Below are 19,303 nucleotides of genomic sequence, written 5' to 3' on the forward strand. Positions count from 1 at the left end.
CGGGCTCAGGTGTTCTGGTCGGTGGCGGAGGGGCCGACCACCTCGGTCAGCGACACGCCGAACCGGGAATTGTCCTCCTCGACGATCACGATCTCGCCCCGCGCGATGACCCGGCCGTTGACCATCACGTCCACCGGCTCGCCGACCCGGTGGTCGAGGGGGACGACGGCGCCGCGCCCGAGCTTCATCAGATCCGCCACCGGCATGGTCGCCGAACCGAGCACGACCTGCATCAGCACCGGGATGCGCAGGATCGAATCGAGGTTGCGCCCGTCGCCGACGCGGGGCTCGGTGCCGGCCAGATCGGTATCGGGGAAGGGGCTGCTGCTCATCGCTCGGGCTCTTCGGGTCCGCTTCGTGCGTGAGGACGGTCTAGCCGGCTTGGCTGACGCGAGGCTGTCGCCGCATGTCGTCAGGTTGACGCTTCGCGCGGGCCGCCGCGGCTGACATTTCGCTGACGGCGATCGTCAGGTTCGCGGGGGTATCCGGTGACAGAAGGAGGCATCACGACACCCGACAGGAGCCGAACCCCATGAACACCCTCAAGACCCTCGCCGCCGCCACGCTGGCCACCGGCCTCCTCGCGGCGTCGGCGCATGCCGACACGCCCGGAAAGGATTGGATGCCGATCGACCAAGTGCTGACCAAGCTCGCGGAAGCCGGTTACGGCACGGTGCGCAGCATCGAGGCCGATGACGGGGTGTGGAAGGCCAAGGCGGTCCGGGACGGCCGGAGCGTCAAGGTTCAGCTCGATCCGCAGACCGGAGCGATCGTCGAGAAAACCAAGAAGCAGAGCGACGACTGAGACAGGCTCCGCCTCACGGCTTCTCCGAGCGGGCCGCGACGAGGGCCGCCCGCGACGCCTCCAGCGTGTCGAGCACCGCACGCGCCTCCTCGATCTTGAGGCTCAGCGCGTCCAGAACCTCGCGGCCCTCCTCCTTGAAGGAGCGCACCGCCTCGCCGGCCTGCGTCAGCGCCACGCCGGAGGCAGCCACCGCCGCGCCGTACTCGGCCTGGGTCCGGTCGAGGCGCTTGAGCTTCAGGTACATCGGCAGCACGCAGGCGCTCGTCGCCACGAGCGCGAGGAGCAGCACGCCGTCAACCAAGGAGCCCATGGCCGCCCTCCTTCTCCGGATTGATCGATTCCTCCACCCGCAGGACGTAGCTGCCCTGCGACTGGCCGGCCCGGCACCAGAACAGCGGCCGGTCGTTGCCCTCGAGCTTGATCCGCGTCGCGGGCGTCGCGTCGAGGGTGAGCACCTGCCCGACTTTCAGTCCGGCGATCTCGCCGAGCGTCAGGTGACGCTCCTCAAGGACGGCACGCAGGCGCACGGTCGTCTTCTGCACCTCCGCCGCGATCTGTTCGGCCCAGCGCGGGTCGCGGGCGGCGGATTCGCCGGTCAGCACCTTGCCGAGCGCCGGGCGCAGCGGGTTCAGCACCGTCTGCGGGATGATGAGGAACATCTCACCGCCGCGGTTGAGCGCCTGGAGCAGGAACTTGGCCTGCACCGCCTTGTTGGAGCGCCGGCCGATCACCGCGAACTCCATTCGGGTCTCCATCCGCTCCAGGCGGAAGGCCGTCTGCGAGACGAGGCCGAAGGAGGATTCGAGCGCCTTGCCGACCTGCTCGAACACCATCTGCGCGATGCGCAGCTCGATTGCCGAGAAAGTGCGCTCATCCTCCACCGGCGGCTCGGCGCCGTCGGAGCCGAACAGCACCTCGACCATGGTGTAGAGGAAGTCGCGGTCGAGCCCGACCAGAACGTGGCCGTCCCATTCCGGTGCCTGGAAGATGCCGACCACCGCGTTGGCGTCGTAGGCGTCGAGGAACTCGCCGAAACGCCCACTCTCGACGCCGCTCAGGGAGTAGAAGGTCGTGGAGGCGGCCAGGTGCTTGGCCGCATCGCTGCAGGCGGTGGCGAGGCGGTCGAACACCACGCTGAGCATCGGCAGCCGGTCGAGCGACAGGCCGCCGGCCTCCTGGATGCGGGTGCGGATGTCGGTCGCGGGCTTGGTCGCCGTTACGAACGGGGGCAATTCGGGCTGGCGCTCGGGTGCCACCTCGGGGGCTCCCGCGGGCGCCGCCTCGGGGGCCGCGTCGAGCGCCACGCCGGGGGTTTCGGTCTCGTCCATCTGCGATCGACCCCTTACGCCGCGGCCGGTTCGGCGCGGGCGCCGGGTACGGTGGCGCTCTCGACCTCGTCGATGGTCGGGCGGTCGGCGCCGGCGATGCCCTTGCGGCCGTGCTCGATTGCGACCTGGGGCAGCGCGCCGTTCATGTAGGCGATCAGGCTCTGCTTCACGATGGTGTAGACGCTGCACTGCTTCTCGCGCACGCCTTTGATCTTCACGGCGAGCGGGGCAAGCATCCCGTAGGACGCGAACACGCCGATGAAAGTGCCGACGAGCGCCGCGCCGATCAGGCCGCCGAGGATCTGCGGCGATTGGTCGAGCGCGCCCATCGCCTTCACGATGCCGAGCACCGCCGCGACGATGCCGAGTGCCGGCAGCGCCTCCGCCACGGTGTTGATCGCGGCATAGGGCTTGAGCTTGTACTTCTTGTGCGTGCCGATCTCCTCCTCCATCAGCGCCTCGATCTCGTGCGAGCGGGCGTTACCGATGAGGATCAGGCGGCAATAGTCGCAGATGAACAGCACCAGATCCTGGTCCTTGGTCACCTCGGGATAGTTCTTGAAGATCTCGGAATTCGCCGGATCGTCGAAATGCGTCTCGACCTCGTTGCGCGGCTTCGTCTTCAAGTCGCGCATCAGGGCGTGCAGAAGCCCCAGCAGCGAGAGGAAATCCTGGCGCTTCGGCCCCTTGTTGGTGAAGGCCTCCATCGTCGCCTTGCCGGAATCGACCACCGTCTTCATCGGGTTGGCGATGACGAAGGTGCCCGCCGCCATGCCGAAGATGATGACGAACTCCCAGGGCTGCCAGATCACGATCAGGTGCCCGCCCATGGCGACGAAGCCGCCGAGCATGCAGCCGATCGCGATGACGAGGCCGACGAGGATTCCCATGAGAAGACTCCGGGGGACACCGCTGCGGGACGGGTGCCGACGCGCGGCGGCCCTTTGTCCGAGCCAATAGGCATAGTGGCTTGCGCGGAGCTTTTTCGCGCAGCGGCCGAGCCTGCCGATGCCGGGGCCGACCTTGGAGCCGGGCGTTCGAGCGCCTAACTGAGGCTCGGCCTTTTCCCTCGAACCGGAGCGCTTCCTTGGCCCAAACCGACGATCGCCTGCCGCAGATGCACGCCACCACGATCCTGATGGTCCGCAAGGGCGGCCGGGTGGTGATCGGCGGCGACGGTCAGGTCAGCCTCGGCCAGACCATCGTGAAGGGCAATGCCCGCAAGGTCCGGCGCCTCGCCAAGGGCACCGTGATCGGCGGCTTCGCCGGTGCCACCGCCGACGCCTTCACTCTGTTCGAGCGGCTGGAAGCCAAGCTGGAGCAGTATCCCGGCCAGCTCACCCGCGCCTGCGTCGAACTCACCAAGGATTGGCGCACCGACCGCTATCTGCGCCGGCTGGAGGCGATGATGCTGGTCGCCGACAAGGAGGTCAGCCTGCTGCTGTCCGGCGCCGGCGACGTGCTAGAGCCCGAGACCGGGGTGATGGCGATCGGGTCGGGCGGCAACTACGCCCTCTCCGCCGCCCGGGCGCTGGAGGATGGCGAGCTCGACGCCGAGGCGATCGTGCGCCGGTCGATGAAGATCGCCGCCGAGATCTGCGTCTACACCAACGGCAACCTCGTGATCGAAACCCTCGACGTGGCCTGAGCGCCGCGCTCCCTGGAAAGCCGGGCCTCGCCCGCTTAGATCGTTCGTGGGGAAGGCCCCGCGCCCGACGCGCCGCCCCACACGTCCCAAAAAAAACGGCCGCAGGAGCCCGATGACCACCTTCTCTCCCCGCGAGATCGTCTCCGAGCTCGACCGCTTCATCGTCGGCCAGAAGGACGCTAAGCGCGCGGTCGCGATCGCCTTGCGCAACCGTTGGCGGCGCCAGCAACTGAAAGGCCCGCTGCGGGATGAGGTGGCGCCCAAGAACATCCTGATGATCGGCCCGACGGGCTGCGGCAAGACCGAGATCGCCCGGCGTCTCGCCCGGCTCGCGGGCGCGCCCTTCCTCAAGATCGAGGCCACCAAGTTCACCGAGGTGGGCTATGTCGGCCGCGACGTGGAGCAGATCGTGCGCGACCTCGTCGAGGTCGGCATCGGCCTCACGCGGGAAGAGAAGCGCAAGGCGGTGAAGGCCAAGGCGGAAGCGGCCGCCGAATCCCGCATCCTCGACGCCCTGGTGGGGCCGACCGCGAGCCAGGCGACGCGCGAAAGCTTCCGCAAGAAGCTGCGGGCGAGCGAACTCGACGACAAGGAAGTCGAGATCGAATTGGCCCCGTCCGGCTCGCAGGGTATGCCGATGTTCGAGATCCCCGGCATGCCCGGCGCCTCGATGGGGGCGATCAACATCTCCGACATGCTCGGCAAGGCGCTCGGCGGCCAGCGCGGCAAGCCGCGCCGCATCACGGTGGCGGAGGCCTACGCGCCGCTGATCGCCGAGGAGAGCGACAAGCTCGTGGACGACGACGCGCTGACCCGCGAGGCGATCCGCGAGGTCGAGGACAACGGCATCGTCTTCCTCGACGAGATCGACAAGATCTGCGCCCGCGAGGGCCGCTCGGGTGCCGACGTCTCCCGGGAGGGCGTGCAGCGCGACCTGCTGCCCCTGATCGAGGGCACCACCGTGGCGACCAAGCACGGGCCGGTGAAGACCGACCACATCCTGTTCATCGCGTCCGGCGCCTTCCACGTCTCGAAGCCGTCCGACCTACTGCCCGAGTTGCAGGGCCGCCTACCGATCCGCGTCGAGTTGCAGCCGCTCACCGTCGAGGATTTCAAGCAGATCCTCACCGCCACCGAAGCCAGCCTCATCAAGCAGACGGTGGCGCTGATGGAGACGGAAGGCGTCACCCTCGACTTCACCGAGGACGCCATCGACGCACTCGCCCGCGTCGCCGTCGAGGTGAACGGTTCGGTGGAGAATATCGGCGCCCGCCGCCTGCAGACCGTGCTGGAGCGGGTGATCGACGAGATCTCCTTCACGGCCACTGACCGCTCCGGCGAGACGGTGCCGATCGACGCGGCCTATGTGCGCGACCGGGTCGAGGATCTGGCCGCCAACGCCGATCTGAGCCGCTTCATTCTCTGACCGTGCGCGGACGCAACGCCGCGCCCGACATCGCCCTGCCGATCCTCGCCCTCCTGGCGGGGATGGTCTCGATCCAGAGCGGCGCCGCGCTCGCCAAGGGGCTGTTTCCGGTCGTCGGCGCGGCGGGCGTCACGACACTCCGCGTCGGCTTCTCGGCGCTGATCCTGCTCGCGGTCTGGCGGCCATGGCGGCGCAGTCCGGAGCGGGGCGAGATCGGCGCCATTGCGCTCTACGGCGCGGCGCTCGGGCTCATGAACCTGCTGTTCTACCTGTCGCTCCGCACGATCCCGCTCGGCATCGCGGTGGCCATCGAGTTCACCGGTCCGCTAGCGGTGGCGCTGGTGGGTTCGCGCCGGGCACGCGACTTCGCCTGGATCGGCCTCGCGGTGCTCGGGCTCGGCCTGCTGCTGCCGCTGGGCGAGACCAGCACCCTCGATCCGACGGGCGCGGCGCTGGCGCTGGGCGCGGGCCTGTGCTGGGCCGCCTACATCGTGTTCGGCCAGCGCGCCGGCCGGGCCGGCGGCGGTCGGGCGGTGTCAATCGGCATGGCGATCGCTGCCCTAGTCGTCGCACCGGTGGGCCTGGTGGAGGCCGGCGCCGACCTGTTCACCCCGGCGACGCTCGCGACGGGTCTCGTCATCGCCGTCCTGTCGAGTGCCCTGCCCTACTCGCTCGAAATGTTCGCCCTCACCCGCCTGCCCCGCCCCGCCTTCGGCGTGCTGATGAGCCTGGAACCGGCCGTCGCGTCGGTGGCCGCCCTCGCTTTGCTCGGCGAGCGGCTGGCCCCAGTGCAGGGTGGGGCCATCGCCTGCATCGTGGCGGCCTCGGCGGGGATCACGCTGGCGAACCGTAGGTCCGGCGGCCGACGACAGGAGCCGAGAGACGTCGGGTGAACGGCGTGCTCCCGATCAAACGATCTGCCGCCCCTACCCCTCCCAAACCTGCCCCGGCCGCAGTGCCAGGAAGCGCTCCGGCGGAAGCGCGACCGCCTTCAGCGCTTCGCCCAGGGCCTCGACGGGGCGCTCGATGCCCTCGTCGGTGAGCTTGAACGTGCCCCAATGGTGCCCGAGCGCCTGATCGGCGCCGAGCAGGCCCAGGGCCTCCACCGCGTCGGCGGGGTTCATGTGTTGGGGCTGCATGAACCAGCGCGGTTCGTAGGCGCCGATGGGCAGGGTGGCGAGCCGGGGCGGGCCGAACCGGGCGCGGATCTCGCGGAAGAGCGCGCCGTCGCCGAGGCCGGTATCGCCGACATGGTAGTGCACGCCGCGCGGCGTCGTGAGCACGAAGGCGCACCACAGGGCCATGCGCCGGTCGTTGAAGCCGCGCGCCGACCAGTGGTTGGCCGGCGTCAGATGCACGGTGATGCCGGCGCCGAGATCGACCGACTCGCCCCAGTCGTGGGTCTCGACATGCATAGTCTCGTCGTAGCCGCGCAGGATCGCGTCGTTGCCGAGCGGGGCGACGATCAGCGGCTGGTGGTCCTGCCACAGGCGGGCGATCGTCGGCCCGTCGAGATGGTCGTAGTGGTTGTGCGTGATCAGCACCGCATCGATCGGCGGCAGGTCGGCATAGGCGATGCCCGGCGCGTTGACCCGTTTCGGCCCGGCGAAGCGGACCGGGCTCGCGCGCTTGGCATAGACCGGATCGACCAGGATGTTGCGGCCCGCCACCTGGAACAGGTAGCTCGCATGTCCGATCAGGACGACGCGAAGCCCCTCGAACCGCTCCGGCGGCCTGTCCGCCGGAAACGGGCTCGGGAAGCTCGCGGGCCACGCCTCGGGCTTGCCGGTCCGGCGCCAGCGGGCGAGGTCGGAGAGCGACTTGTCGGGCGGCTGGTTCGGGGCGTGGAAGCGCAGCCCGTCGAAATGCGCGCTCTGGGGGCCGCGGTAATAGGGGTTTTTATTCCGGCGATGCGCGGCGTAGCCGACACCCCCGAGGGTCATCACCGTGGCCGCGCTGGCGACCGTGAGCAGGCCACGCTTCTTCATACGGCCAAGATGGCCTGTCCGGTCCGCGGTTCAAGCGCGGCGCAGGGCCTCACGAGCGCCAGCGCAGCTCCTGGCGGGTCAGGGGGTTGGCGAAGGGGCGGCTCTCGCGCGCCGCCTCCAGGGCCTCGCGCTTGAGGCGGAAATACCATTGCGAGGGCAGATCGCCCTGGCCGAGAAGCACCATGGTCGGCTTGCGGTCGAGGCCCGCCTGCGCGTGCTGGAGCACCTGCTGATCCTGGGTCAGGAACTGGCGCATCAGCGGCCGGGCAATCGGCTTCAGGAGGTTGAGCGCCGGCATGCTCCAAGAGAGCGCGTTGGTCAGCATCGTCCGGTTGGGGCCCATCGGCGTGGCGAAGGTGTAGTTGGCCACGCGCTTCGCGCCCGCCTTGATCCGCTCCAGCCGCACGCCGGGCAGACGGAACTCGATCTCGACCTCCGGCGCCCCGCCGAGCAGGCGGTAGACCGGCGAACTCGTCGTCGTCGCGTGGCTCGTCATGACGAAGCCGTGCGGCACGGGCTGGAAGGTCTTCACCTTCTCCCGCAGCTCCTTCGAGGGCCGGAACCACCACGTGTCGTGGACGAAGGCGACGTGGCCCGGATCGACGAGGCTCAGCGTCGTCAGGTCGAACGAAGCCTCGACCTCCAGTTCGAGAACGAGACAGCCGGCCGGCTCGAAATCGAGGGAGGGCACCGCCGGCACGGCGCCGGGGTCGGAGGGGCCGAGATGCGGGTTGACCCAGAGGAAGCCCGCGCTCTCGACGATGGGGAAGCGCTGGACCGCAATGCGCGAAAAGTCTGAGGCGTCGTGCGCGGAGAGCGTCGGCACGTCGCGGCAGCGCCCGTCGGTCCCGAAGCGCCAGCCGTGGAACGGGCAAATCAGCGTGTCGCCGTCGAACTTGCCCTTGGAAAGCGCCATGCCGCGATGGGGACAGCGATCGCGCAGCGCGAACAGGCTGCCGTCCTTGGCCCGGCCGAGCACGACCTGCTCGCCGTTGAGCGCGACGGCCCGCATCTTTCCGCCCACGACCGCTGAGGCGCGGCCGGCGCAGTACCAGGCGTTCGACAACGGCTCGCGCATGGCGCGCGGATCGAGGGCGTCGTCGGCGGAGATGCGCGGGGCGGTGGCGGAGGACATGGCGTCTGAAGGGCCCGATGCTGACGGGCGCCCTCTTTAGGCTCCTCGCCGCCCTGCGGCCAGCGGCACGAATATGAGACCTTCAAGGCCATCGCTCGAAGCCGCTTGGGCGGCTTCGCCGCGCGAAGCGGGTTTTCAGGATCTTGGTCCTGAAAAATATCGAGAGGAGCGAAAGCCTAAGGTCGCGCAGGCGACCGCCGGCGCTTGAGGCCGGAAGAGAAGCCGGGGGAATCGCTGTCAGCGATTGCCACGGCGGGACCGCATGCTGCACCGCGGCGAGACAACGCACCGGATCGGCCGCCAAGGCTCTTTCGCACGGCGAAAATCACCCCTACCTTGGGCTCATCCGCAACGAACGAAAGGAGGTGATCCAGTGTCTCATTGTCATCAGCCGTCGCCGACGACCAAGACCTGGACTGTTGCCTCCGGCGTGTGCGCCTAACGCACCCGCGGGATCTCAGCAGGTTTCGTCGGACTGACCGGTTCGACAATGGAAGGGCCGCCCCTCGGGGCGGCCCTTCGCATTTCTAGTGTCTTGAGGACAGCTCAGCGGTGCTGAACCTGGAACAGCGGGGCAGCCAGGGCCTCGCAGCGGGCGCGCCAGAGATCGCGCTCGGTCCGCAGGTCGTCCATCTTGCCGACCTCTTCGGCGATGTGGGCGCGCAGCTCACGGATTTCCTGGGCCAGGATGACCTGAAGCTCGTCGCGGCGCTCGGATTCCAGCCGGAGCCGAGCCTTCAGCATCATGTTCTCGGCCATGATCTCGGCGACGTCCTCGTCGGCGGCTTCGGTCGACTTCGCGGCGACGGAGACGAGGCGGGGCGACCAGCCGCTGTTGCGGGCCTCGGCGTCCGGCTCGGCGGGAGCGGGCTCCGCGCTACGCGTCTCGACGGCAGGCGTGTCGGACATGGCGGTGCGCATGGTGGCGAGCCAATCCCGCAGCGGCGCGGTGGCAGCGGGAGACCGGAGACCGGGCTCGGGAGACGGGGCCTGTCGCGCGGGTTCCGACATCGGGAAGTCCTCGGGCACCTCCAGCGGTGCGTTGACGAGCATCAGACCCCAACATGCTTAACGAAGAGTAAAGCTTAACCATCCGCTTACGTCCGTTTCGGGTACAGGCCCGCATCGGTCAGCGGGCAACCCCTCCGTCGGGATCGCCCCGGGAAACGGGCTTGGGATTGACTTGGAGCGGGCCAGGGCCTATCCGCCCGGCTCCATTTCGACGTTCGAACGTCACGATGAGCCGCCGACCGGCCCGAGGGGCCGGAGGTCAACGTCCGACAGCGCGTGTGCGCCCTCGGGCGCCCTTGTCGTTGCCGGGCGTACGCCGAAGCGTCAAACGAGCCCTGCCATGGCGCCCGCGAGCGACACCACCCTTCGCATCGAGGATGCGGTCAACGACCTCTGCCCGTGGTCGGGCAAGCCGATCGTGCCCGAGGCGCTGACCCTCTACAATGGTGCGGTGGTCGGTTTCTGCGATGCGGCGTGCCGGGACAAGTTCGCCCGTGCGGTGGCCTCGTTCGAGGATGCGCTCCGCGCGCGCCGCGTGGCCAATGCCGGCCTTCACCAGTAGCCCAGGCTGACGCGACACATGTTCGAAGGCCTTTCCGACCGCCTTTCCGGTATCCTCTCCGGCCTGACACGCCGCGGCGCCCTGACGGAAGCCGACGTCACCGCCGCCATGCGCGAGGTGCGCCGCGCGCTCCTCGAAGCCGACGTGGCGCTGGAGGTGGTGCGCTCGTTCACCGACAAGGTGCGCGAGAAGGCGGTGGGCGCCGTCGTGCTCAAGTCGGTGACGCCCGGCCAGATGGTCGTGAAGATCGTCAACGACGAGCTCATCGCGATGCTCGGCACCGATGCCAGCGTCGTCGATCTCAACGCACCCGCTCCCGTCGCCATCCTCATGGTCGGCCTCCAGGGCTCGGGTAAGACGACCACCACGGCCAAGATCGCCCGGCGGCTGAATCAGCGTGACAAGCGCCGGGTGCTGCTCGCCTCCCTCGACACGCGGCGTCCCGCGGCGATGGAGCAGTTGGCGGTGCTCGCCAAGCAGGTCGAGGTCGAGAGCCTGCCGATCGTCGCCGGCCAGTCGGCGGTGCAGATCGCCAAGCGGGCCATGGAAGCCGCCCGCCTCGGCGGGTTCGATGTGGTCATGCTCGACACTGCCGGCCGCACCACGGTCGACGAGGGCCTGATGAACGAGGCCGCCGAGGTCAAGGCGGCGACGAAACCCCACGAAGTCCTGCTGGTGGCCGATGCGCTCACCGGCCAGGACGCGGTCAACACCGCGCGCGCCTTCGATGAGCGCCTCGGCGTCACCGGGATCGTGCTGACCCGCATGGACGGCGATTCCCGCGGCGGCGCGGCGCTCTCCATGCGCGCCGTCACCGGCAAGCCGATCAAGCTCGTCGGCGTCGGCGAGAAGGTCGATGCGCTGGAGGAATTCCACCCGCAGCGGGTGGCCAACCGCATCCTCGGCATGGGCGACATCGTCTCGCTCGTCGAGAAGGCGGCCGAGACCATCGACCACGAGCAGGCCCTGCGCACCGCTGAGAAGATGCGGAAGGGCAAGTTCGACCTCGAAGACCTGTCGATGCAGCTCGCCCAGATGGAGAAGATGGGCGGCATCGGCGGCCTGATGGGGATGCTGCCCGGCATGGGGCAGATGAAGAAGCAGGTCGAGGGCGCCAACCTCGATGAGAAGATGTTCAAGCGCCAGCGCGCCATCATCTCCTCGATGACGCCGGGCGAGCGCAAGAACCCCGATCTGCTCAAGAACAGCCGCAAGAAGCGCATCGCGGCGGGTTCCGGCGTCAAGGTCGAGGAGATCAACAAGCTCCTCAAGATGCACCGGACCATGGCCGACATGATGAAGGCGATGGGCTCGGGCAAGCGCGGCGGCATCGGCCAGGCGCTCGGCAACATGTTCGGTCTGGGCGGTGGCATGCCGGGCGGGTTGCCGGGCGGCATGAAGCTGCCGCCGGGCATGCCGGAGCCGACGCCGGAGCAGATCGCCGAGATCGAGAAGCAGTTCGGCGGCAAGCTGCCGCCGATGCCAGCGGGGCTCGGGGGTGGAAAGATGCCGGGCCTGCCGGGTCTAGGCGGACCGAAGATGCCGGGGCTGGGCGGCTTCCTGCCGGGTAAGAAGAAATGACAATCTTGTCCGCGCAAGGAATCGATCCCGAGCTGGCAAGCCTGCGCGAGAGCATCGACAACTTCGATGCCGCGCTCATCCATCTGCTCGCCGAACGCTTCCGCTGCACCCAGCGGGTCGGCGAGTTGAAGGCCCGCAAGGGTCTGCCTCCCTCCGATCCGGATCGGGAGGCCCGTCAGGTCAAGCGCCTGAGAAATCTCGCGGTCGAAGCCAAGCTCGACCCCGATTTCGCCGAGAAATTCCTCGCCTTCGTGGTCAAGGAAGTCATTCGGCACCACCGGACGATCGCCGAAAGCGTCGATCAGAACACTACCGCGAAACCCGACACCGAAAGGAACGACTGATGTCCCTCAAGATCCGTCTCACCCGTGGCGGCGCCAAGAAGCGCCCGTACTACCGCATTGTCATCGCCGACGCCCGCGCCCCGCGCGACGGCCGCTTCATCGACAAGGTCGGCGCCTACGACCCGATGAAGGCCAAGGACGATCCGGCCCGGATCGTGCTCGACAACGAGAAGATCCAGTCCTGGCTCGCTAAGGGCGCGCAGCCGACCGACCGCGTCCTGCGCTTCCTGGACGCCGCCGGCCTCGCCAAGCGCCCGACCCGCAACAACCCGCAGAAGGCCGAGCCGGGCGAGAAGGCCAAGGAGCGCGCCGCCAAGCGTGCCGAGAAGGCTGCCGCCCCGGCCGAAGACGCCGCGGCGTAAGCCAGGCCGTCCCTCCCCACGACGGATCCCGGGCTTGCCCGGGATCCGCTCCGGTCCGCTCAAGCCGGGCGGACCCGGCTTGGTCCGGGGCGGGACATCTGACCGATCGAGACAGGCAGACTGCATGGCCCGCCGCCCCGGATCCTCATCGCGCGGACCTGCGCGGTCCGAACGCCTCCCTACGGAGGCCATCACCTCAGCCCGTAAGCCGCACGCCGCCGCTCCCACCCCGTCCGCCTCCCCCGATCCGGGGCTTGTCCTGCTCGGCGAGTTCGGCCGGCCGCACGGGCTGCACGGCGAAGTCCGGCTGAAATCCCATACCAGCGAGCCCCTGGCGATCGCGGGCTACGGTCCGTTGCACTCTTCCGACGGGCGCACCCTCGAACTCGCCAATGTCCGGCCCGCCGCCGGTAGCTCCCCCGACCTGCTGATCGTGCGGGTGAAGGGCGTGGACGACCGCAGCGGCGCCGAAGCCCTCAACCGCGTCACCCTCGCCATCGCCCGCGAGCGTCTGGGCGAGGTGGAGGACGAGGACGAGTTCTTCCTCACCGACCTGATCGGCCTCACCGTCGAGGACGGCGCCGGGACGGTGATCGGCACCATCGTGGCGGTGCCGAATTTTGGCGGCGGCGATCTGCTCGAGATCCGCCCGGCGGCCGGCGGCCCGACCGCGCTCCTGCCCTTCACCAAGGCGTTCGTGCCGAGCCTCGACATCGCCGGCGGAAAGGTCGTCGCCGACCCGCCCGACGATCTGTTCGCCCCGCCGGGGCCGAAACCCGCCGACGATCCGGGCTGATCACCGATCAGCGTGTGCCCGCCTCCATCGCGACGCGGGCGAGGCGGATCGGTTCGGACGACAGCGCCAGGGGCCCATCAAAGGGCCGCTCGTGCATCGCGATCACGCTGAGCGTCGTCACCATCGCGGCGGAGAACAGCGCAAGTGTCGTCGCTTGCGCGAACGGGCGCTCGCAATGGACGAGGGCGATCGATGTCAGCGTCAGGACGGCGAGTACGAGCAGCGTCAGCCACTTGCTCTCGTCGCTGCGCGCGGCGCTGAGGGCCAGACGCTCGCTGCGGGCCGAGCGGAGTTGCATCACCGCTTCGAGAAGGGCCGCATAGGTCGCCTCGCCCGCCTCCGCAGCCGTGCGCGGGTCGGCCGCCGTCTGGAGCAGGCGGCCGAGCGCTTGGCCGACGGCCGGGGCCGAGGCGCCATCCGCGGCCATGGAGGGCCACTCCTCCTTCACGACGGCATCGAGATAGGCGAACAGCGAGGTGCGCAGGCCGCTCATGTCCGGCGCGGAGGCGATGCTGAGATCGTAGACCGCGAGCGCGTGCGACCGCTCGGCCTGGACCACGCGGCTGGCCTGCCGTTGGCGCTCCCAGGCATCGTTGGCGACGAAGCCCGTCAGCAGCGAGAGCAGCACCGCGATCACGCCGATATAGGGAGGCACGATTCCGGTCGCGAGCAGGCGCATCCCCGACCGCGTCCACGGCAGGTTCGAGAGCAGGCTCAACAGCAGACAGAGCGCGAGGAAGACGCCCGAGAGGAGGGTGAACATCAACCAGACGGGTTGGTCGAGCCAGAGGTCGAGGATCATTGCCGAGCGGATTACGAGGACGGGCCGGCAGCGTGGCCGGCCAACCCCTCCGATTCGGTAAAGACGCCTCAGCGCCTTTCGCGCGTGGCCTCGTCCCGGCAGGGGCGGATCGTCTCCGGTCCCGGCCGCCGATCCGGTGATGGCGCCTCGAAGACGGCGAGATAGCCGACCCCGCCCTTCAGCCGCGTCATCGACAGCTCGCGGTAGCCGACGGAAGCGAGTTCGCAGCGCAGGAGTTTCGGCGGCGTGCCGTGGCGCGAGGGGATCGCGTCGGCATCGACGATCCCGACCCGGCCGCCGGGCTTCATCGCAGCGGCGAGATTCCAGAGCAGGCCGAAGGGATGGGCGATCTCGTGGTACATGTGGACCAGCACCGCCGCATCGACCGAGCCGGGTGGCAGGCGCGGGTCGTACGCCTCGCCGCGCACCACGGTGACGTTGGACAACCCCGATTCCGCGAGCCGGCGCTCCAGATCGGCGAGGTAATCCGGCGTGATGTCCTGCGCGAGGATGCGTCCCTGCGGGCCGACGCGGGGGCTCAGACGGAACACGTAGTAGCCGCTGCCCGCGCCGATATCGGCCACCGTCTCGCCGGGGGCGATCCGCATCAGGCGGGCGACCTGCCCTACCTCATCGGCCTTGTCCCGCTCCCGCTCGTGCGCCCATTGCGGCGCGACGATCTCGGCGACCGGGCGATCCGGCCTCGGGAATCGCTCGGCCGGCGCGCCGGGGGGCGCGAGCGGCTCGGCCGCGAGGGCCGGAAGAGACAGGAGGATGAGGGCGGCAACAAAGCGGATCATGCCGGCTTCCAACGCACAAATGCGCGGAACGCACCGGCCGGGGCGAACCTTCGTGAACCGTCCCCGTTCTGTGGATGCAGGTCCGAACCCAGGCGCGAACGAGAACCCTATGCACAACCCGCTGATTCGCTCTCGCATCCTTCGCCACGCGATCCTCGCGGCCTCCGTCACCCTGGCGCTGACGCTCCTCCCAGCGAACCTCGCCCAGGCCCAGGGCATGCCCGGCGCGACGGTCGGGCTTCCCATGGGTTCGCCCGATCCGTTCGGCCTTTCCACGGTGAACCGGCCGTCCGGATATTCCCCGGAGCCCTACGCCGAGCCCGGCATGGACCCGGCCGAGCGCCGCATCCGCCCGCGCCCGCAACGGCGGCTCAAGAGTCATCGCAATCCCGCACCGAAGCGTCGGGCACCGATGGCCGGGCGCTGACCGTCGCGTCGGTACCGTCGTCTTTTGAACGCCCACGCCCACCGCTCATGACGATGGTTCGGCGGGCGGCCTCCGTTGACCGGCCCGCCCGCCGCCGCCATCAAGCGGCATGAGCGAGACCATCCTCCCCGGCACGGCGGCCCCCTGGCGTGCCACCGTCCTGACTCTCTACCCGGAGATGTTCCCCGGTCCGCTCGGTCATTCGCTGTCGGGGGATGCGCTCGGCCGGGGGACGTGGAGCCTGGAGCCGCGTCAGATCCGCGAGCACGGGCTCGGCCGCCACCGCAACGTGGACGACACGCCGGCCGGCGGCGGGGCCGGGATGGTGCTGCGCTGCGACGTGCTCGGCGCCGCCATCGACGCCGCGGCGCCGGCGGACGATCCCCGCCCCCGCCTCCTCATGTCCCCGCGCGGAAGGCCGCTGACGCAGGACCGCGTGCGGGCGCTGGCCGAGGGTCCCGGCGCCATCATCGTCTGCGGCCGCTTCGAGGGTGTGGACGAGCGGGTGATCGAGGCGCGCGCGTTGGAGGAGGTCTCGATCGGCGACTACGTCCTGTCGGGCGGGGAGATCGCGGCCGTGGTGCTCATCGACGCCTGCGTGCGCCTGCTGCCCGGCGTGATGGGCAAGCATGCCTCGGGCGTCGAGGAGAGCTTCGAGGGCGGGCTGCTCGAATACCCGCACTACACCCGACCGAGGGAGTGGGAGGGCCGGACGATTCCCGATGTGCTGATGGGCGGCAACCACGCCGCCATCGTCCGCTGGCGGGCGGAGCAGAGCCGTGCGCTGACGCGGGCGCGCCGCCCCGACCTGCTGAAGCGGGACGAACCTTAGATGGAACTTCACCACATCTATTCTTCCGGCAACTGAACGATCGTTCTGTCACCGGCAGCACACACGGCACTGAATGCAGGAATGGCCGCTTGCATTGTGGCGCGTGATCCGTCATCTCCAGCGGCGGGACACCTCCCCCCAACGGGAGGCAACCATCTGGAAGGATGGATGACATGACGGCTCAAATGCCCGCCGCGCGTCCGCGCGTGCCTTATTTCTCGTCCGGCCCCACGACCAAGCGTCCCGGCTGGAGCCTCGATGCCCTCTCCGGTGCCGCGCTCGGCCGCTCGCACCGCTCGGCCGTCGGCAAGGCCAAGCTCGCCGAAGCCATCGAGCTGACCCGCAAGGTTCTGCGCATCCCCGCCGATTACCGTATCGGCATCGTCCCCGGCTCCGATACCGGTGCCGTCGAGATGGCGATGTGGTCGATGCTCGGGCCGAAGCCCGTCGAGGTGATGGCCTGGGATTCGTTCGGTGCCGAGTGGGTCACCGACGCGCTCAAGGAACTCCGGATCGACCCGAAGGTGCATGTCGGCGAGCACGGCATCCTGCCCAAGCTCGATGCGATCGATACCAAGAACAACGACGTCGTCTTCACCTGGAACGGCACCACCGCCGGCGTGAAGGTTCCGCACGCCGACTGGATCGCCGACGACCGCGAGGGCGTCACGATCTGCGACGCGACCTCGGCCGCCTTCGCGATGCCGCTGCCGTGGGACAAGCTCGATGTCGTCACCTATTCCTGGCAGAAGGTGATGGGCGGCGAGGCCGCGCACGGCATGCTGATCCTCTCGCCCCGCGCCGTCGCGCGCCTCGAGAGCCACACGCCGGCTTGGCCGATCCCGAAGGTGTTCCGCCTGACCAAGGGCGGCAAGCTGCTCGAGGGCATCTTCAAGGGCGAGACCATCAACACGCCCTCCATGCTCGCGGTCGAGGATTACCTCGACACCCTGAATTGGGCGCAGAGCATCGGCGGCCTCGACGCGCTCCATGCGCGGGCGGACGCCAATGCGCGGGTGATCCACGACTGGGTGGCGCGCACCCCCTGGATCGGCCATCTCGCGGTGGATCCGGCGACCTACTCGAACACCGGCGTCTGCCTCGTGATCACCGACTCGGACGTGCTCGCCAAGGGCGATGCCGCGGTGAAGGCGTTCGCTGCCGCCCTCGTCACGCGGCTGGAAAAAGAAGGCGTCGCCTTCGACTTCGGGGCCTACCGCGACGCGCCGGCCGGCCTGCGCATCTGGTGCGGGGCCACCGTCGAGGCGTCCGACCTCGCGGCGCTCACCCCCTGGCTCGACTGGGCCTTCGCCCAGGAAAAGGCGGCGCTCGCCGCCGCGGCGGCCTGAGGGTCTGAGACGTCATGATGGCCGGTCGCGAGACCGGCCATTTGCTTATTGACGCGCTCCAGCGATCCGCCGGTGATGTCCCGCGCGACGCGGCGACCGGCCATGCCTCCGTGCGAGGCAGCGATCCTGCGCGCCCGCATGATGCGAGGTGCTTCCCGTGCCTAAGCTCACCCAGACCAAGCCCAAGGTCCTCATCACCGACGCCCTGTCCGACGCCGCCGTCCAGATCTTCCGCGATCGCGGCATCGAGGTCGATTTCCAGCCCGGCCTCGGCAAGGACAAGGAGGCGCTAGCCGCCATCATCGGCCAATATGACGGCCTCGCCATCCGCTCCGCCACCAAGGTGACGGACAAGCTGCTGGCGCAAGCCACCCGGCTGAAGGTGATCGGCCGCGCCGGCATCGGCGTCGACACGATTGATGTGCCGGCCGCGACCGCCAGGGGCGTGATCGTGATGAACACGCCGTTCGGCAATTCGATCACCACCGCCGAGCACGCCATCGCCCTGATCTTCGCGCTCGCCCGCCAGATCCCGGCGGCGGACGCCTCCACCCAGGCCGGCAAGTGGGAGAAGAACCGCTTCATGGGCGTCGAGCTGACGGCCAAGACGCTCGGCGTCGTCGGCTGCGGCAATATCGGCGCCGTGGTCGCCGACCGGGCGATCGGGCTCAAGCTGAAGGTGATCGCCTACGACCCCTTCCTGACGCCGGAGCGCGCCTTCGAGATCGGCGTCGAGAAGGTCGAACTCGACGAATTGCTGGCGCGGGCCGACATCATCACCCTGCACGTGCCGCTGACTGACAAGACCCGCAACCTCCTCTCGGAAGAAAACCTCGCCAAGACCAAGCGCGGCGTGCGCATCGTCAACTGCGCCCGCGGCGGCCTCGTGGACGAGATTGCGCTGCGTGCCGCCCTCGATTCCGGCCATGTCGCGGGCGCAGCCCTCGATGTGTTCGTGACCGAGCCGGCGATCGAGAACCCGCTCTTCGGCCACCCGAACGTGATCTGCACGCCGCATCTCGGCGCTGCGACCTCCGAGGCGCAGGAGAACGTGGCGCTCCAGATCGCCGAGCAGATGGCGGACTACCTCCTCAGCGGCGCCATCACCAACGCGATCAACTTCCCCTCGATCTCGGCCGAGGAGGCGCCGCGCCTCAAGCCGTTCGTCGCCCTGTGCGAAAAACTCGGCTCGTTCCTGGGCCAGCTCACGGAAGCGCCGATCAAGGGCATCCGCATCACCTACGAGGGCACGGTGGCCGGAATGAACACCCGGGCGCTGACCTCGGCAGCGGTAACCGGCGCGCTGCGCCCGATCCTGCAAGAGGTGAACATGGTCTCGGCCCCCGTGATCGCGCGGGATCGTGGGATCGTCATCGACGAGATCAAGCGCGAGGGCGGGGCCAGCGACTACGAATCGGTGGTGCGCATCACCGTGGATGCCGAGGACATGCCGCGCGACGCCGCCGGCACCGTGTTCAACGACGGCAAGCCGCGCGTCATCGAGATCCGCGGCATCAACATCGACGCGCCCTTCGCGCCGCTGATGCTCTACGTGCGCAACCACGACAGGCCGGGCTTCGTCGGCAGCTTCGGCACCGTGCTCGGCGAGGCGGGCGTCAACCTCGCGACCTTCGCGATGGGCCGCGAGGCCGAGGGCGGCAACGCCATCGCTTTCGTGGCGGTCGATGCCGAAGTCTCTCCCGAGGTTCTGAAGGCGATCGAAGCGATCCCACAGGTGAAACGTGTCCGCCCCGTACGCTTCTGAGGCCGGCAAGCCCTCGGCTGAGGCCGGCAAGCCCCCGGCGGACGATCCCGACCGCCCCCTCGACCGTGACGGCACGGCGCTTCCCGCGCCGTCCCCCCTTCCCCCTGACCAAGAGGACCGCGCGATGGCCCGCAAATTCACCGTTCGCTGCGCCTGGGACGAGGCGGCTGGCGTCTTCTTCGTGCACGACTCGCCGGTGCCGGGCCTCGCCACCGAGGCGCCGACCATGCCGGCCCTGCTGTGCAAGCTGCCCGGCATGATCCGCGACCTGCTCGGCCTCGACGACGGCGCCTATCTCGACATCTACGTCGAACGGGTGAAGCGCTGAAAACGCCGTCGAAA

The 19,303-nt window shown here is 69.2% G+C and carries 23 protein-coding genes; 14 read left to right on the forward strand and 9 right to left on the reverse strand.

Annotated features, from left to right (window positions below; translation table 11 throughout):
- Positions 1 to 5: 5 nt before the first annotated feature.
- Positions 6 to 332, reverse strand: a complete 327-nt coding sequence (gene fliN, locus MSPGM_RS02745) for a flagellar motor switch protein FliN (protein WP_003601570.1) — start codon at positions 330 to 332, stop codon at positions 6 to 8.
- A gap of 200 nt (positions 333 to 532) precedes the next feature.
- Here fliN and MSPGM_RS02750 point away from each other — a divergent pair, with 200 nt between their 5' ends.
- Positions 533 to 805 (forward strand): PepSY domain-containing protein, encoded by a 273-nt coding sequence (locus MSPGM_RS02750; protein WP_003601569.1) that lies wholly within the window; start codon positions 533 to 535, stop codon positions 803 to 805.
- Between the two features lie 13 nt (positions 806 to 818).
- Here the strand turns inward: MSPGM_RS02750 and MSPGM_RS02755 are convergent, their stop codons facing one another.
- Genes MSPGM_RS02755 through motA form a run of 3 tightly spaced genes read right to left on the reverse strand, consistent with a single transcriptional unit; the run spans position 819 to position 3,023 of the window.
- On the reverse strand, positions 819 to 1,115 hold the full coding sequence (locus MSPGM_RS02755) for a hypothetical protein (protein ID WP_003601568.1): 297 nt from the start codon (positions 1,113 to 1,115) through the stop codon (positions 819 to 821).
- Positions 1,099 to 2,133, reverse strand: coding sequence for a flagellar motor switch protein FliM (locus tag MSPGM_RS02760; RefSeq protein ID WP_003601567.1), 1,035 nt, complete (start codon positions 2,131 to 2,133; stop codon positions 1,099 to 1,101). The genes MSPGM_RS02755 and MSPGM_RS02760 overlap by 17 nt, the downstream gene beginning before the upstream one ends.
- Positions 2,134 to 2,147: 14 nt before the next feature.
- On the reverse strand, positions 2,148 to 3,023 hold the full coding sequence (gene motA, locus MSPGM_RS02765; protein ID WP_003601565.1) for a flagellar motor stator protein MotA: 876 nt from the start codon (positions 3,021 to 3,023) through the stop codon (positions 2,148 to 2,150).
- 197 nt (positions 3,024 to 3,220) lie between these two features.
- On the opposite strand from motA, the gene hslV reads away from it, so the two are divergent.
- From hslV to MSPGM_RS02780, 3 genes are all read left to right on the forward strand, one after another.
- Positions 3,221 to 3,781, forward strand: a complete 561-nt coding sequence (gene hslV, locus MSPGM_RS02770; RefSeq protein WP_003601563.1) for an ATP-dependent protease subunit HslV — start codon at positions 3,221 to 3,223, stop codon at positions 3,779 to 3,781.
- A gap of 112 nt (positions 3,782 to 3,893) precedes the next feature.
- Positions 3,894 to 5,207 carry an ATP-dependent protease ATPase subunit HslU gene (gene hslU, locus MSPGM_RS02775; protein WP_003601561.1) on the forward strand — a complete coding sequence of 438 codons (1,314 nt, stop codon included), beginning with the start codon at positions 3,894 to 3,896 and terminating at the stop codon, positions 5,205 to 5,207.
- A gap of 2 nt (positions 5,208 to 5,209) precedes the next feature.
- Positions 5,210 to 6,100 carry an EamA family transporter gene (locus tag MSPGM_RS02780; protein WP_003601560.1) on the forward strand — a complete coding sequence of 297 codons (891 nt, stop codon included), beginning with the start codon at positions 5,210 to 5,212 and terminating at the stop codon, positions 6,098 to 6,100.
- Positions 6,101 to 6,133: 33 nt separating this feature from the next.
- Here the strand turns inward: MSPGM_RS02780 and MSPGM_RS02785 are convergent, their stop codons facing one another.
- From MSPGM_RS02785 to MSPGM_RS02795, 3 genes are all read right to left on the reverse strand, one after another.
- The gene (locus tag MSPGM_RS02785) at positions 6,134 to 7,195 is read right to left on the reverse strand and encodes an MBL fold metallo-hydrolase (protein WP_209687976.1); all 1,062 of its coding nucleotides are present in this window, start codon (positions 7,193 to 7,195) and stop codon (positions 6,134 to 6,136) included.
- A 49-nt stretch (positions 7,196 to 7,244) separates the two neighbouring features.
- On the reverse strand, positions 7,245 to 8,330 hold the full coding sequence (locus tag MSPGM_RS02790; protein ID WP_003601556.1) for an aromatic ring-hydroxylating oxygenase subunit alpha: 1,086 nt from the start codon (positions 8,328 to 8,330) through the stop codon (positions 7,245 to 7,247).
- Positions 8,331 to 8,876: 546 nt separating this feature from the next.
- Complete coding sequence (locus MSPGM_RS02795; RefSeq protein ID WP_003601555.1) at positions 8,877 to 9,383, reverse strand: hypothetical protein; 507 nt, start codon at positions 9,381 to 9,383, stop codon at positions 8,877 to 8,879.
- A gap of 298 nt (positions 9,384 to 9,681) precedes the next feature.
- Here MSPGM_RS02795 and MSPGM_RS02800 point away from each other — a divergent pair, with 298 nt between their 5' ends.
- From MSPGM_RS02800 to rimM, 5 genes are all read left to right on the forward strand, one after another.
- Positions 9,682 to 9,903 carry a hypothetical protein gene (locus tag MSPGM_RS02800; protein ID WP_003601553.1) on the forward strand — a complete coding sequence of 74 codons (222 nt, stop codon included), beginning with the start codon at positions 9,682 to 9,684 and terminating at the stop codon, positions 9,901 to 9,903.
- Positions 9,904 to 9,921: 18 nt separating this feature from the next.
- Positions 9,922 to 11,484 carry a signal recognition particle protein gene (gene ffh / locus MSPGM_RS02805; RefSeq protein WP_003601551.1) on the forward strand — a complete coding sequence of 521 codons (1,563 nt, stop codon included), beginning with the start codon at positions 9,922 to 9,924 and terminating at the stop codon, positions 11,482 to 11,484.
- A complete protein-coding gene (locus tag MSPGM_RS02810) occupies positions 11,481 to 11,828 on the forward strand; it encodes a chorismate mutase (RefSeq protein WP_003601548.1) in 348 nt (115 codons plus the stop codon). The genes ffh and MSPGM_RS02810 overlap by 4 nt, the downstream gene beginning before the upstream one ends.
- Positions 11,828 to 12,190: a 30S ribosomal protein S16 gene (gene rpsP / locus MSPGM_RS02815; RefSeq protein WP_003601547.1), complete on the forward strand. Its 363-nt coding sequence runs from the start codon at positions 11,828 to 11,830 to the stop codon at positions 12,188 to 12,190. Before MSPGM_RS02810 ends, rpsP begins: the two co-directional genes overlap by 1 nt.
- Before the next feature lie 124 nt (positions 12,191 to 12,314).
- On the forward strand, positions 12,315 to 12,986 hold the full coding sequence (gene rimM / locus MSPGM_RS02820; protein ID WP_003601545.1) for a ribosome maturation factor RimM: 672 nt from the start codon (positions 12,315 to 12,317) through the stop codon (positions 12,984 to 12,986).
- 7 nt (positions 12,987 to 12,993) lie between these two features.
- Here rimM and MSPGM_RS02825 read toward each other — a convergent pair whose 3' ends face one another.
- Together MSPGM_RS02825 and MSPGM_RS02830 are read right to left on the reverse strand one after the other, a co-directional pair.
- Positions 12,994 to 13,788 carry a DUF4239 domain-containing protein gene (locus MSPGM_RS02825; RefSeq protein ID WP_003601543.1) on the reverse strand — a complete coding sequence of 265 codons (795 nt, stop codon included), beginning with the start codon at positions 13,786 to 13,788 and terminating at the stop codon, positions 12,994 to 12,996.
- Positions 13,789 to 13,856: 68 nt separating this feature from the next.
- On the reverse strand, positions 13,857 to 14,588 hold the full coding sequence (locus MSPGM_RS02830) for a class I SAM-dependent methyltransferase (RefSeq protein ID WP_003601542.1): 732 nt from the start codon (positions 14,586 to 14,588) through the stop codon (positions 13,857 to 13,859).
- 109 nt (positions 14,589 to 14,697) lie between these two features.
- On the opposite strand from MSPGM_RS02830, the gene MSPGM_RS02835 reads away from it, so the two are divergent.
- The 5 genes from MSPGM_RS02835 (at position 14,698) to MSPGM_RS02855 (ending at position 19,289) form a co-directional block, all read left to right on the forward strand.
- The gene (locus MSPGM_RS02835) at positions 14,698 to 15,015 is read left to right on the forward strand and encodes a hypothetical protein (RefSeq protein ID WP_003601540.1); all 318 of its coding nucleotides are present in this window, start codon (positions 14,698 to 14,700) and stop codon (positions 15,013 to 15,015) included.
- A 109-nt stretch (positions 15,016 to 15,124) separates the two neighbouring features.
- Positions 15,125 to 15,847 (forward strand): tRNA (guanosine(37)-N1)-methyltransferase TrmD, encoded by a 723-nt coding sequence (gene trmD / locus MSPGM_RS02840; RefSeq protein WP_012752111.1) that lies wholly within the window; start codon positions 15,125 to 15,127, stop codon positions 15,845 to 15,847.
- A gap of 173 nt (positions 15,848 to 16,020) precedes the next feature.
- Positions 16,021 to 17,196, forward strand: coding sequence for a phosphoserine transaminase (locus MSPGM_RS02845; protein ID WP_003600471.1), 1,176 nt, complete (start codon positions 16,021 to 16,023; stop codon positions 17,194 to 17,196).
- 157 nt (positions 17,197 to 17,353) lie between these two features.
- On the forward strand, positions 17,354 to 18,961 hold the full coding sequence (gene serA / locus MSPGM_RS02850; RefSeq protein ID WP_003600475.1) for a phosphoglycerate dehydrogenase: 1,608 nt from the start codon (positions 17,354 to 17,356) through the stop codon (positions 18,959 to 18,961).
- 124 nt (positions 18,962 to 19,085) lie between these two features.
- Positions 19,086 to 19,289, forward strand: coding sequence for a DUF1902 domain-containing protein (locus MSPGM_RS02855; RefSeq protein WP_003600476.1), 204 nt, complete (start codon positions 19,086 to 19,088; stop codon positions 19,287 to 19,289).
- The last annotated feature ends 14 nt before the right edge of the window (positions 19,290 to 19,303 follow it).

Source organism: Methylorubrum sp. GM97 (genome assembly GCF_024347855.1).
GTDB lineage: Bacteria > Pseudomonadota > Alphaproteobacteria > Rhizobiales > Beijerinckiaceae > Methylobacterium > Methylobacterium extorquens.